Origin of the sequence: Actinopolyspora alba (assembly GCF_900112765.1) — a bacterium.
GTDB classification, from domain to species: Bacteria; Actinomycetota; Actinomycetes; order Mycobacteriales; family Pseudonocardiaceae; genus Actinopolyspora; species Actinopolyspora alba.
This window is the reverse complement of the sequence record NZ_FOMZ01000009.1, coordinates 227,451-239,385: the sequence shown is the minus strand read 5'-3', so window position 1 is coordinate 239,385 and position 11,935 is coordinate 227,451. Positions and strand designations below refer to the sequence as shown.

Sequence of the window (11,935 nt, the reverse complement as noted above, 5' to 3'; positions counted from 1 at the left end):
GTCCGCGATTTCCCCGCGCGAGCGGGGGTGAGCCCCACCGAAGCCCCACTCGACGGTCACGCCACCGGATTTCCCCGCGCGAGCGGGGGTGAGCCACACGCGACCGGATGCCCGGCGTGGTCAGTGACGATTTCCCCGCGCGAGCGGGGGTGAGCCAGTCGCGGGTGAAGCTGCGCCGCCGGGACAAGGCGATTTCCCCGCGCGAGCGGGGGTGAGCCCGCCCACGGCCCGTCCACCTGGTCGTGGCACATGATTTCCCCGCGCGAGCGGGGGTGAGCCCTCCCCAGGCCACCCGCGCCGACGACTACGCCGGATTTCCCCGCGCGAGCGGGGGTGAGCCTCCATCGTGTCCTCGCTGTCGCGGGCTCCGCACGATTTCCCCGCGCGAGCGGGGGTGAGCCATGCTGGGATCGCTGTCGTGGCAGGCCGCGTCGGATTTCCCCGCGCGAGCGGGGGTGAGCCTCCATCGTGTCCTCGCTGTCGCGGGCTCCGCACGATTTCCCCGCGCGAGCGGGGGTGAGCCATGCTGGGATCGCTGTCGTGGCAGGCCGCGTCGGATTTCCCCGCGCGAGCGGGGGTGAGCCCAGGGGCACGGGGTCCTCGTCCAGGAAATGCCGGAAGTCCCCGATCGCGCGGGGGTGAGCCGCTGATCCCCTGGCTCCGCTGGGTCCCGCCCGAAGGTTTCCCCGCTCGCGCGGGGCAACTAGACTCATCGGGCGCTGCAGCTAGCAGTTTCCCGTGGTGGGAAACCGCTCGAGGACGTGCCAGGTGTAGTGGTGATCGGCGCGGGTGAGTTCGACCAGGCGCAGCTCAGTGATGGTGACCTCGACAGGAGTCAGTTCCCGTGCCCGCCGCACAGCGCGAATGATCTCCTCCGGTGACTGCACCCGATTGCTGTAGGCAATACCCACATGGGGTCGGTACATCCGCAGCGGGTCGATGTCGGCATAGCCCGAGGCCGTCGACACCGCGCGATACACCCCAAGCAGCGGAGACCACGGAGCAACGCTGAACCGCACAGCCCCCGGAGAACCGGCCAACGGGATCAGTTGCAGACGAAACGGCTCGATCCCACGGCAGTGTTCCCCCACGGCCCTGGCCGCGGCCCGCAACGTCGGCACGGGCACCTCATCGACATAGCCCAGACGGCGCACGGTCAGGTGCAGACTCTCCGGCGGAACCAGATCGAGCCCCTCCGCGGGCAGCAGCTGCTGACAACGCCGGCTCAACGCATGGGCCGGTTCGTGCTCGTCCAGGGTGATCATCCAGTGATAGGAACGCCGGTGTGGACGGTCCCAGTGACACAGCATCCGCTCAACCCGCTCGAACGCGGCCTGATCGTGGACCGCGATACCCACCGGATCCTCGTGATCATCCGGTGGATCGGCCGGGAACATCGAACTGTACGAACTACCCACACCGACCAGCCTGACCCGCACCCGCTGCTCATCCGTCACCGGGTTGGTCCCCCAGCGACGTCGCGCACTTGAGGACGGCTCCACCAGGTGCGCAGCACCTCGGTGAACTCGGTCACGCGTGCGTCGCCTGCCCAACGTTGAGCAAGTCCGTACAGGGTGTGGGCACGTTGCCATACCGAACGAATAGGGTAATCGGCACAGATCCGCACCGACTCGGTGCCCAAGGCAAGTGCGTGTTCCAAGTCCGGATCCGGCTGGTGCAACAGCGCCGTGGCAACATCGAGCCGCACCAGAGCTCGACTCCAGTCGGAATCGGCCTGTTCCACGGCGGTATCAACATCGCCGGTGTAGTGCAGCACACGTTCCGTGTCCCCCAAGGGCACGTACGCCGTCGCCGCGTTCGCGGCCAGGCGGGCATAGCCGTACGGTTCGAAGGACAGGCACGGCGTGAGCTCGGGGCTGATCTCGTGGTGATCGAGCAAGCTCAGCGCCTGCCCGACCGCGCCCACCAGCTGTGCCAGCGATAATTCGACCTCTTCCACGCCCACCGGCCGCTGGCACCGACAACGGCCAAACTCGCCCTGCAACCCCTGGTCAACCTCGGCCGACTGCACATCCGCAACGGCCACGGCAACCGTGCGCACCAGCTGCTCACCCACGCCTACCAGGCCCTGCGCACGAGAACGGCGACCACGATCGACGGTCGGAACATCGACCTCACCGACCTCACCGACGATCACAGCGCAGCACGAGGCGACCTCGTCCGATTCCTCTGGACAGTGCTGCTGGCCGACGGCACCCGAGCCCTGACCCGAGCCGGACGATGGAACGACGCGCTCGAACACCTCGAACGCCACAAAGGCATCGGCGACCGCATGCTCGACGGCAGACAAGTCGCCATCCTCACCCGCATCATCAACGACGACCACGAGCACGCCCTCGACCTGCTCGAGCACAGCTCCACCACGGACATGTGGGAACAAGCCGTCGCGTCCTATCTCACCACGCTGTGCCTGACCACCGCAGAACGCGAGACCCAGCCAGCTGACACAGAGATGGTCGAGCGCTACCTCGCACTCCCCCACCAGTCCACACCACTGGTGTTTCGCTGCCGCCTCGGTCTAGGCGTACTCGACCTCACCAACCACACACCTCACACACCGATCACCACCGACATCACCCGACAAGCCATCGCCGCGGCAGACGCCTACGCCGCCCACGACGTGCTCACCCACCCAGCCTGCGCGCAGAACATGTCCGACACCGACCAGCACGCGCTCACCCACATCATCACCACCGCCGGCCTCCACCACGGCGAGGAAGCACCAGCCGAGCCCCTCACCGAACTCACCGACGCAATAGCCGCAAGCGAAACCAGCCTGGCTCACGCACTCACACGACAACAGTCAGCTCACGACCAGCCCCGAAGGAACTGCCCCAGCACGACTGCCCCACAGCCACCGGGCGAACTCGGCGATGACCTGGCCGGGCCGGGAGACACGACAGAGGCAGCGCCGCGAGGGATACCTCGCTACTAAGAGCTCCTAACGTATTGCGTTCGGGAGACGGCGCCAGCAAATGAGGCTGGTAGCCAGGGCGAGGAAGCCGTGATGGATGTCAGCACGACGCTCCCAGCGGATGGCCAGACGCCGAAACTGATGCAGCAGGGCCAAGGTTTGCTTCGACAATCCAGCGCACGGCCTGGTTGGTGTCGCGGGTTTTGCGCCGGTTGATGAACGGCCGGATGCCGCGTTGGCGCAGATGAGCACGGTAGGTGTCGTGATCGTAGCCGCGGTCAGCAACGAGGACCTCGGGCTTGCGGCGGGGCCGTCCGCGTCGGCCGCGTACGGGCGGGACCTTCTCGACCAGCGGCAATAGTTGGGTGATGTCGTTGCGGTTGCCGCCGGTGAGCGTCGTGGCGAGGAAAACTCCGCCGCCGTCGCAGATCAGGTGGTGCTTCGAGCCTGTTTTGCCTCGATCCACCGGGCTTGGCCCGGTGGCCGTTCCCCCCTTTTCGTGCGAAGGTGGGAAGCATCCACACACGCCCGGGACCAGTCGATCTGCCCGGCCGCGTTGAGCTCGGCCAGCAACACCTCATGGAGCCGCTCGACACCCCCTGCCTCCTGCCAGTCCCGCAGGCGCCGCCAGCACGTCATCCCCGATCCGAACCCCAGCTCCTGCGGCAGGTCTTCCCACCCGATGCCGGTGATCAGCACGAACAGGATGGGCTGCACCACCTGCCGATCCGGCAACGGCTTCGGACCCGTCCGACTCGCCGGACGCACCGGCAACAACGGCTCGACCCGCTCCCACAACTCGTCCGAGACCACCCACGGTGCAGCCATCACCCAAGATCATCCCAGCCCGGTATCACCAATGTGTTAGGGGCTCTTAGCCAGGTGCTGCCACCACCCCTGCCCCAACTCGGGCTCGGTGGCGAGCATCCCGCCCGAGCAGATCACCGGTTCGGTGACCAACTCGGTCTCCTCCACCCGCCACAGCAGCTCCCCGTCGTGCCAACACGCACCCTGATGCCACTGCGGATGCCGACACGCACTCGGCAGAGCGGTCGTGGCCTCCAGCCCACCACGCTCGGCCGCGGCCTCGGCTGGCGATACCGAGATCCGCACCCACGTGTCCCGGCCGCTCGGCAGACCCAGCGACCGCCGCTTGCACACTGCCCGTTCCTGCATCAACTGGGTTCCGAGTGCTCGCTCGGCACACACGATCAACTCCGCCAGCGACTGTGTCCTGAGATCCACGGTGCCCACGATAGCCCGCATCCACAGCCCACGACGTACGTAACTAGTCCGAACCCGACGAAGACGAGATCGCTTGATCTCCACAAGGACTCGGGCGTCCCTTGGCAGGGCGGCTGGCAATATGGCGTCCATGGCAAGCAGTGAGCGAATCGTGTACGTGGTGCAAGATCGCACCACGTCCGCAAAGCCCGGCATCCTTACGATGGCGTTCGAGTCCGCTGAGAAGGCGATCAAGCATGTCGACGCGTTCCGTGCACAGCAACCTGACAACCCCGGCGCGCTCACTTGGGCCACCGGCCCTGGCTGGGCAGATGGTCGCGACGCACAGGGCAACACGGTGTTCTACGTGTGCAGTCTGACGCTGGTTTCCGACAACGAGTTGACCTACTTCGAGCGGTCTGCCCGTAGGTCGTGACCAGCGACGGCGACGTGGCTGTCGCTGCTGGATTCGGACCTATCCGGTCTTCACGCTCCAGACCGCAGTGCTGAGGCCGAGGACAATGACGAGCATTTCACCGGTAGCGGGTCCGTGCTGGTGCGGGTGGGTTGCGTTCACGACGGTGGGGTTCAGGCGACGACGTGGCGGGGCGGGACACGGGATGCTCCGGGCCAGTGGGCCCGCCCCTTCCGGTTCAGTCGGTATCGTCGTCCTGTTGGCAAGCGACGTTCTCGGCGTGGGCGTGCAGCTCACTGGTCAGGTCCCGTAACGCGGCGCCCCCGTTGTATTCGGCGTGATCAGCCGCGCGCAGGCCACGGCGTTTGAGGTCGCCCCAGATGTCATCGACGTGGGCATACAGCGCCGCGCGCCTGGATCTGGGCAATCCGCTCTGCCTGGTGGCAACGCGACCAGGTGGGCCTTGTCGTGCTCGGCGACGGCGTCGGCCAGCTCGATCGCGGCGAGCTGATGCCGGATCCGCTCGGCGGTGTCGGTGTCATCGTCGGCGTTGAGCACATCGGGTTGCGGCGGCTGTCGTGGCGAAGCGGTGCGTCAGAAGAATCCCATGCCGATCACGCTACGCACACCCCGCCAACGCCGCGCGACCTTGACCGCGCCCTGTATCCCGCCGGGGCCAGCCAGGATTCTGACTTACGGGGCGGTGGTGGTCTCGTCCGCGGCGTTGGCGGTGCGGGTGAGGATGATGTCGTGCCCGGAATGGCCGACGGCCCGCACTTGGTGGGAGAGCTGGGCCAGGAACGCCCGGAAGTTGCGGCATCCGTAGGCGGCTTCGTCGAACGACGGGTCCAACACGAGCATCTTCGCTTTGAGCTGTGACGCGGTAGGTCTGCGGGTGCTGAGCTGGTCCATCGCGGCGACCAGGAGTGCTTCGCCGTCGGCAAGCCGGAACCCGGGTTGCACAGGTGCCGGTGCAGGTGCTGTCTCCGCGGGCGTGTTGTCCGCGCGGGCCACGATCGATCCCCAGAGCTTGTACTCCGAGCACACCGACACGAGCCGGGCGCTGACCGCGGATTCCGCGCCGACACCGATGATGTGGCGGCCGAACTCCCGCAACTTGGCCACCAGCGGGGAGAAATCGGAGTCACCGGAGACCAGCACGAACGCCGCCACCTCGGGGTGAATGATCAGGGTCTCCATCGCGTCGACGGCCATGCGGATATCCGCACCGTTTTTGCGTCCTAGGCCGTGGCCGATCTGGACAAGGTCGACACCGTTGCGTTCCAACGCGGGCTGGTATCGCTGGAAGCGGGAGTCGGCCCAGTTGCCGTAGGCCCGGCGGGTGGTGGTGACTCCGTAGGCGCGGCACAGCCACCGCAGCGCCGTCTCCGGGACCGGATCCTGGCGGTCCGGAAGGCTGGCGTGCGCGCCGAGCACCAGGTTCTCGAAGTCGATGAGCAGCGCGAGCTGCTCATCCCGGGGCTGGGGGTCATCGCGCCACCGGCCGAATGCATGGCGGTGGCGGGCTTCGGCTTCCCTCACGATCCGCACCCCTTCCGACTCAACATCCATCCCGGGCTCCCCTCACTGCCGCGTGCCCGGCGTGGCGGGCGAAGGCGTTCTGCAGGGCCGAGGGAGCGAGGCGGTGCTGACGCCGCCGCTGCTTGTCCTCACGGCCCGTACTGCCCCGTCGCGCCTTGCTCAACCGAAACCCTGTCCCTCCGCTGCCACCACATGGTCAAGACCGGTCCTACCGCACCACCCCGACTGCGGACCAGGCACTGCCCCAGGTTCACCGGTTCGAGTGTGCACCGCCTCGCTCTGTCCTGGCCCGCACCGTGAGCACAAGACACCAGCCGCGATCAAACAACAGCCCACGCCGCCAACATTCACCGACACCTTCGGGAATGGAACCGCGGAACGACTTCTCAATCCTGTACTTTCTCGAAAGGCAGAGTTCCAGGCAACCAGGTGATTTTGACGATGCCGCAGTGCGCGGAACATGGCGACTCAGGGACAGTCGTTTACATGGGTGATCAGCTACGCGACGAGTTGTTACGACGGTCCGCTCGGGATCAACAGGTCCGTCACCAATGGCTCGAGCAGCAGACAGTGGACAGCATCACCGTCCGCGAGGTCGACGCCGACAACACCGCTCGGCTGGCCGAGATTATCGATGAGCATGGATGGCCGGGACACACACTGGTCGGCACCGATGGTGCACACGCGGCCTGGCTGTTGGCACAACATGCCACCCCCGATTACCAGCAGGCCTGGATCGACCTGCTCCGTGAAGCGGTAGATCGTCAAGAAGCCACCGAACGTGATCTGGCGTATCTCGATGACCGCGTACTTCTGCACCAGAACCTCCCGCAGCGATACGGCACCCAACGGTTCGGTATCGGGAACCAGACCAGCCGTCTCTGGCCGCTCGCCGACCGGGAACGAGTCAATCTCTGGCGCAGTGAAATCGGTCTGAGCCCACTTGACAACTGTGATCTCGACCAGGCATGGCGATTCGACGAGCTCCGCCACATCCGTGACAACACTCCCGAAAATACCGTGGAGGCGCCGAGACAACCCAGCTCAAGGTTCCGTGACTGAGGGCGGCATACCTCTACCGAATGCTCTTGAAAACCCGCATGGGGTTCTTGTCTCCCGCTGCCAAAACTCTGACCCGCCTTCAGCGCCCACGTGTTACTTGCTCTCACAAGCGCTTCGACAACCGCACGAGGCGCTGGTATGTCTCCATGAGGGAAAACCAGAGCATGTGGAGTGGATCGAACTGTTGTAGCCAGTACCTTCTCAGCTGTGATGATGAAGACACGGGCAAGTGGTTGGTTTCAGGCCCTCACACGAGTTGTCGTTGTCGCTGTCCTCGGTACCGACAACGTCGAGTTCTGGAGTGGTTGAGCTTTTCTTCCGCCTCGAGTCTGTATCAGTCGAGAACACAGGCGTCGACCGGGTCACTGCTGAGAAAAAGCACCAAAGCATGCAGGTCGAGGCGCCCCTGCGGTCACCGCACACATGAAACGCACTGGGACTACCTGGTTGCCTACGAAGGATCCGGCGGAGTCGGAACGACCGCTCTACGACAATGCTTCTCGGTTCTCTCCCCCGTGCTCACCGACGAGTAGGACCGCTGGCGGCCTGTTGCCGCACTACCTCACCCGGGGTCGCGGCTGGCTCGCCCACGCCAGCACCACAACCCCCGCCGGCCCCCACCTGCTACAACTCGCCATGCATGATGTCCTGACCGCCCTCACCCGGAATCGGCACACCCCATGAGCACACCACCCACCCGGCAGGTCACCGTCACCGCCCTGGAATCGTTTCCCACCATCACCGCCGGTGACGACCTCACCCACGCCATCACCACCACCCTGAACATCCAAAACCTCACCCTGGCCGACGACGACATCCTCGTCGTCGCCAGCAAAGTCGTGTCCCTGTCGGAACACCGCGCGGTCGACCTCGACACCGTCACCCCCACGGCCCGCGCGCACGAGCTGTCGCAGGCCACCGGCAAACCCCCCGAGATCATCCAAGTGATCCTCGACGAATCCGTGGACTATCACCTGGCCACCCCGACAGGGCCGATCATCGCCCGCCACCGACTCGGCTACGAACTCACCTCCGCCGGAGTGGACCGCGACCGCACCACACGCCAGGCCTGGCTGTTGCCCACCAACCCCGACGCCTCAGCCCGCGCACTGCGCGACACGCTGACAGCAGCCACCGGAGTACGGCTGGCCGTGATCGTGGCCGACTCCGACGGGCGACCCGACCGGCACGGCTCCACGGTGATCGCCCTCGGAGCCGCGGGCATCCACCCCCTGCGCACCACGGAACATGCCGGGAAAACGCACCACGAAACCCTGACCGACCTCGCCGCAGGCGCCGCCGGAATCACCCTCGGACAACGCGGCCGCGGCGCCCCCGTCACAGTGCTGCGCGGTCTGCACTACCACCACAGCGACGCCGGAATCGGCAGCGTCCTGCACCACGGGCAGCAACGATGAACATCACACTCACCGGAGGATCCGGCACACTCGGCAGCCACCTCGCCCCCGCCTTCGCCGCAGCCGGACACACCGTCACCATTCTCGACAAACACCCACCCAGCACCCTGCCCACAGGGTGCGACTACCACAACATCGACCTACGCGCCCCCGATGCCACCAGGAACGCCACCCACCACACCGACGTGATCATCCACACGGCCGCCGGAATCACCCACACCGACGCCCCACTTCCCGCCATCTACGAACACAACCTGCTGCCGACCTACCACGTCCTCGAAGCCGCCCGCGAACACCACACCTCCCGCGTCGTGCTGGCCAGCAGCCACCACACCATCGGCTTCACCCCCACCGACCAGACCATCACCAGCACCGACACCGCACCCAACCCCGACAGCATCTACGGCGTCGGCAAAATCACCGACGAAGCACTCGCCTCGCTGTACGCCCACAAACACCATCTCGACATCGCCGCCATCCGCATCGGCAGCCTCCGCACCACCCCGACCAAGGCCCGCCATGCCGCCACCTGGCTCAGCCCCCGCGACGCCATCACCCTGTTCACCGCCGCAGCCACCAAACCACTCCCACACCCCTTCACCCTCCTCTACGGCACCAGCGACAACACCCCGCGATGGTGGCCCCACGACCACTGGACCGACCTGGACTACCACCCCCACGACAACGCCACCAGCCACCCACTCCCACCACTGACCGACCACTGGCACGGAGGCCCCTACACGGCATAGTTCTCAGGGTGCCGCGGCGAGCCGACAAACAACACGCTCTCCGAGCTGCTGACCCACACATTCCTTCGTGACTGGAGGGCTGTTGAACATCCACTACGACCCCGCCGAGCTGTTCGCTTCGACCGCCCCCTACTACGCCCGCTACCGCCCCGGCTACCCACCGGAATTCTTCTCCTACCTCGCAGACCGCTTCGCTCTGAACGGCGCCCAGACCGTGCTCGACCTCGGCTGCGGCACCGGCCAGATCGCGATCCCGCTCGCCCCCCACGTAGCCCGAGTGATCGCCGTCGATCCCGAACCCAGCATGCTCGACGAAGGACGACGCCTCGCCGCCGAACACGGCGCCGATACCATCGACTGGCGCCACGGCGACTCACACCACCTGCACGAACTCACTCTGCCCACGCTGGACCTGGCCACGATGGGCGCCTCGTTCCACTGGACCGACCGCGACGCGCTACTAGCTGAACTCGACACACTCATCGCCGCACACGGCGCGGTGGTCGTACTCAGCGGCGGCGCTCCCGGCGAGCACACCCCAGCCCCCTGGGAGGAGACCATCACCGACATCCGCACCCGGTACCTGGGCCCGGCCCGCCGGGCGGGATCCAGCACCTACACACATCCGAAAGAAAGCCACGCCGAGGTGCTCGCCCGCAGCCCCTTCAGCCACGTCGACACCGTGACCTGGACCTGGCACCTCCCCCGCGACCTCGACGCGATCGTCGGCCTGCAATTCAGCTACTCCTACTTCGCACCCGCCCAATTCGACGATGAAAACATCCGAGCACGATTCGAGCACGACCTACGCACAGAACTCGCCACACAATTCCCCCACGGCGATTTCACCGACATCATCCACACCGAAGCCCTCATCGCCACCCGCCCATAACCCCACAACACCGAAAACACCGGAAGACCCCAATCCATGGCTTCTGTTTGGTTGTGGAAAAGCCTCGTCATGAGAAAACAGCTCCGCGAATACTATTTCCAAGCGTGACGTCACATTGTGTCGGGCACCGGCTGTTGCCGGTGCGTTCTCGGCTGTGTTGATGCCTACGCGGACCAGTCGTTGGCCGCAAGCCCTCACGCGAGTTTCTTCGCTCGTTCCTCGCTGCGAAACATCGCGTTCTTCGGGGCTTGCTGCCGCCTCCCGCTCCGCGTCGAGTCGGCATCAGCCGAGAACACAATGACCGGCCACACCAGCTCGGTCTCTGCTTGGAAGGAGCACCGATGAATTCTCCGTCGCGTCCTCATACGGTCCCTGAACACGCGGAATGGACTGGGCGTGCCTGGTTTTCCTATGAGGGTGCCGATGAGGAGGGGATGCCTATCTTCCGGGAGTACTGCCCTTCCTGTGGGGAAGCCATGACGATCAGGGTCAACGGGCGCTGCCGGGCCTGCCATGAGGCCAGCCTGCTGCCCGTTTCCGAAGTTGGGCTCGCCGATACTGGTGAACGCTGGTCGGAGATCTACCTCGGAATCAGCGACGAGTAACACCGACGCTGGTCTGTTCGCGTTTCTGTGGTGCGAGTAGTCGCGGACAGGACACAACTCTGCCAACCAGGCAGGGACTCCCGGAGAGGTTCGGGCAGAACCACGAGGAGGAGCGGGATGGAACATTGCCCGCCATGGGGTCGGGTTGCCTGTACTGGGCACCGACCACAGCATTTGCCGACCGGCAGTCAGCAGTGGCTGTTCGGCGAGTTCATCCGGATCGCGGTGCGGTTGCGGGAGGAGTATGGCACCACGATCGCCCTCAGCGGTGGAGCGGCGGGAACGGATCTGCTGTGGGCCGAGGCCGCTGAGGAGGCTGGGTTGACGACGTGGCTCTACCTTCCCTGCCCAGACCTGGATACTCGTTGGCCGCGGCCATGGCGGAACCGGTTGGCCGCAGCCGTCGAGAGGGCGGACCGAGTGGTCATGCTCGGCACGCGCTACTGCGTGCAGCTGCTGCACGAGCGCAACGCCCGGCTCGTCGCTGACAGCGAGGCCGTAGTCGCCGCCCACGATCCCTGCCGCCGCAGCGGAGGAAGCCTGTCGACGATGCGTCGTGCCTGGGACCAGCATCGCCCGATCCTCCGTGTGGATGTGCGTAACCGCCGCACCACGTTCGTGGCCAAACGCCCGTGACCTCGATACCTCTTTTAGCTGAAAGCATCGTGCACGGCACCGGCCAGCGCAGTCTCTTCCCCAGCTATGTCAGCACCGCGTCGACGACGGGGTGCTGTGTGGCTGAGGGGGCCAGACATTTCCTGTATCCGGACATGTCACCAACGACGCCCGGCATTAACGACGTGTAGTCCACGCCGCGTCGGTGGGGCGTGGGCACTCTGCACCGCCGTCGGCGGGAGTCAAGCGCTGAACCGAGCGCGCTTGACTCCTTTGCCACCGACGGCGGTGCTTGCCGAGTGCGCCCCACCGGCACGGCCGACGGAAACAGTTTCAGTGTGACCAGCCATCACTGTTCTCGGCGATACCGCCGGGAATTTGAGTGCCAACGGGCGCATGCCGCCCGTCCCGGACCCGGCTCCGTTGTGGTCGCCCCGACCGAACGGGCCGGGTCTTTTTGCTGAGCACTGCTCGTTTC

General features: G+C 65.9%; 13 protein-coding genes, 1 pseudogene and 1 CRISPR repeat array. Of the genes and pseudogenes, 8 read left to right on the top strand and 6 right to left on the bottom strand.

Annotated features, from left to right (window positions below):
- Positions 1 to 6: 6 nt before the first annotated feature.
- A CRISPR array of direct repeats spans positions 7 to 645; the repeat unit is 28 nt; unit sequence GATTTCCCCGCGCGAGCGGGGGTGAGCC.
- Positions 646 to 725: 80 nt separating this feature from the next.
- Together BM150_RS15590 and BM150_RS24185 are read right to left on the bottom strand one after the other, a co-directional pair.
- A complete protein-coding gene (locus BM150_RS15590) occupies positions 726 to 1,457 on the bottom strand; it encodes a 2'-5' RNA ligase family protein (RefSeq protein WP_092927994.1) in 732 nt (243 codons plus the stop codon).
- Entirely contained in the window at positions 1,454 to 2,311 is an 858-nt protein-coding gene (locus tag BM150_RS24185) for a hypothetical protein (RefSeq protein ID WP_175496851.1), read from the bottom strand. The genes BM150_RS15590 and BM150_RS24185 overlap by 4 nt, the downstream gene beginning before the upstream one ends.
- Between BM150_RS24185 and BM150_RS24180 the strand changes: the two genes are divergently transcribed.
- Positions 2,294 to 2,956 (top strand): hypothetical protein, encoded by a 663-nt coding sequence (locus BM150_RS24180; RefSeq protein WP_175496850.1) that lies wholly within the window; start codon positions 2,294 to 2,296, stop codon positions 2,954 to 2,956. The two genes, BM150_RS24185 and BM150_RS24180, sit on opposite strands and share 18 nt — an antisense overlap.
- Positions 2,957 to 2,962: 6 nt before the next feature.
- On the opposite strand, the pseudogene BM150_RS15575 reads toward BM150_RS24180, so the two are convergent.
- A pseudogene (locus BM150_RS15575) lies at positions 2,963 to 3,763 on the bottom strand (IS5 family transposase).
- A 36-nt stretch (positions 3,764 to 3,799) separates the two neighbouring features.
- Positions 3,800 to 4,180, bottom strand: coding sequence for a hypothetical protein (locus BM150_RS15570; RefSeq protein WP_139219555.1), 381 nt, complete (start codon positions 4,178 to 4,180; stop codon positions 3,800 to 3,802).
- A gap of 130 nt (positions 4,181 to 4,310) precedes the next feature.
- Between BM150_RS15570 and BM150_RS15565 the strand changes: the two genes are divergently transcribed.
- Complete coding sequence (locus tag BM150_RS15565; RefSeq protein WP_139219554.1) at positions 4,311 to 4,595, top strand: hypothetical protein; 285 nt, start codon at positions 4,311 to 4,313, stop codon at positions 4,593 to 4,595.
- Positions 4,596 to 4,812: 217 nt separating this feature from the next.
- On the opposite strand, the gene BM150_RS23805 is transcribed toward BM150_RS15565, so the two are convergent.
- Both BM150_RS23805 and BM150_RS15555 read right to left on the bottom strand, forming a co-directional pair.
- Positions 4,813 to 5,001, bottom strand: a complete 189-nt coding sequence (locus BM150_RS23805) for a hypothetical protein (protein ID WP_139219553.1) — start codon at positions 4,999 to 5,001, stop codon at positions 4,813 to 4,815.
- A gap of 266 nt (positions 5,002 to 5,267) precedes the next feature.
- Positions 5,268 to 6,146, bottom strand: a complete 879-nt coding sequence (locus tag BM150_RS15555) for an NYN domain-containing protein (RefSeq protein ID WP_092927989.1) — start codon at positions 6,144 to 6,146, stop codon at positions 5,268 to 5,270.
- Positions 6,147 to 6,557: 411 nt separating this feature from the next.
- Here BM150_RS15555 and BM150_RS15550 point away from each other — a divergent pair, with 411 nt between their 5' ends.
- From BM150_RS15550 to BM150_RS15525, 6 genes are all read left to right on the top strand, one after another.
- Complete coding sequence (locus BM150_RS15550; protein ID WP_342752586.1) at positions 6,558 to 7,178, top strand: DUF6624 domain-containing protein; 621 nt, start codon at positions 6,558 to 6,560, stop codon at positions 7,176 to 7,178.
- 680 nt (positions 7,179 to 7,858) lie between these two features.
- The gene (locus BM150_RS15545) at positions 7,859 to 8,596 is read left to right on the top strand and encodes a coenzyme F420-0:L-glutamate ligase (RefSeq protein WP_092927987.1); all 738 of its coding nucleotides are present in this window, start codon (positions 7,859 to 7,861) and stop codon (positions 8,594 to 8,596) included.
- Positions 8,593 to 9,345, top strand: coding sequence for an NAD-dependent epimerase/dehydratase family protein (locus tag BM150_RS15540; RefSeq protein WP_092927986.1), 753 nt, complete (start codon positions 8,593 to 8,595; stop codon positions 9,343 to 9,345). The genes BM150_RS15545 and BM150_RS15540 overlap by 4 nt, the downstream gene beginning before the upstream one ends.
- A 67-nt stretch (positions 9,346 to 9,412) precedes the next feature.
- On the top strand, positions 9,413 to 10,237 hold the full coding sequence (locus BM150_RS15535; RefSeq protein WP_217641670.1) for a class I SAM-dependent methyltransferase: 825 nt from the start codon (positions 9,413 to 9,415) through the stop codon (positions 10,235 to 10,237).
- 434 nt (positions 10,238 to 10,671) lie between these two features.
- Positions 10,672 to 10,842, top strand: a complete 171-nt coding sequence (locus BM150_RS24175; protein ID WP_175496849.1) for a hypothetical protein — start codon at positions 10,672 to 10,674, stop codon at positions 10,840 to 10,842.
- 174 nt (positions 10,843 to 11,016) lie between these two features.
- Positions 11,017 to 11,478: an LOG family protein gene (locus BM150_RS15525; RefSeq protein WP_245755512.1), complete on the top strand. Its 462-nt coding sequence runs from the start codon at positions 11,017 to 11,019 to the stop codon at positions 11,476 to 11,478.
- Positions 11,479 to 11,935 lie beyond the last annotated feature (457 nt).

Coding starts and splice junctions, on each gene's coding strand:
- BM150_RS24180 (WP_175496850.1), top strand. CDS start 2,294: ATGCTCGACGGCAGACAAGTCGCCATCCTCACCCGCATCATCAACGAC.
- BM150_RS15565 (WP_139219554.1), top strand. CDS start 4,311: ATGGCAAGCAGTGAGCGAATCGTGTACGTGGTGCAAGATCGCACCACG.
- BM150_RS15555 (WP_092927989.1), bottom strand. CDS start 6,146: ATGGATGTTGAGTCGGAAGGGGTGCGGATCGTGAGGGAAGCCGAAGCC.
- BM150_RS15550 (WP_342752586.1), top strand. CDS start 6,558: ATGCCGCAGTGCGCGGAACATGGCGACTCAGGGACAGTCGTTTACATG.
- BM150_RS15545 (WP_092927987.1), top strand. CDS start 7,859: ATGAGCACACCACCCACCCGGCAGGTCACCGTCACCGCCCTGGAATCG.
- BM150_RS15540 (WP_092927986.1), top strand. CDS start 8,593: ATGAACATCACACTCACCGGAGGATCCGGCACACTCGGCAGCCACCTC.
- BM150_RS24175 (WP_175496849.1), top strand. CDS start 10,672: ATGCCTATCTTCCGGGAGTACTGCCCTTCCTGTGGGGAAGCCATGACG.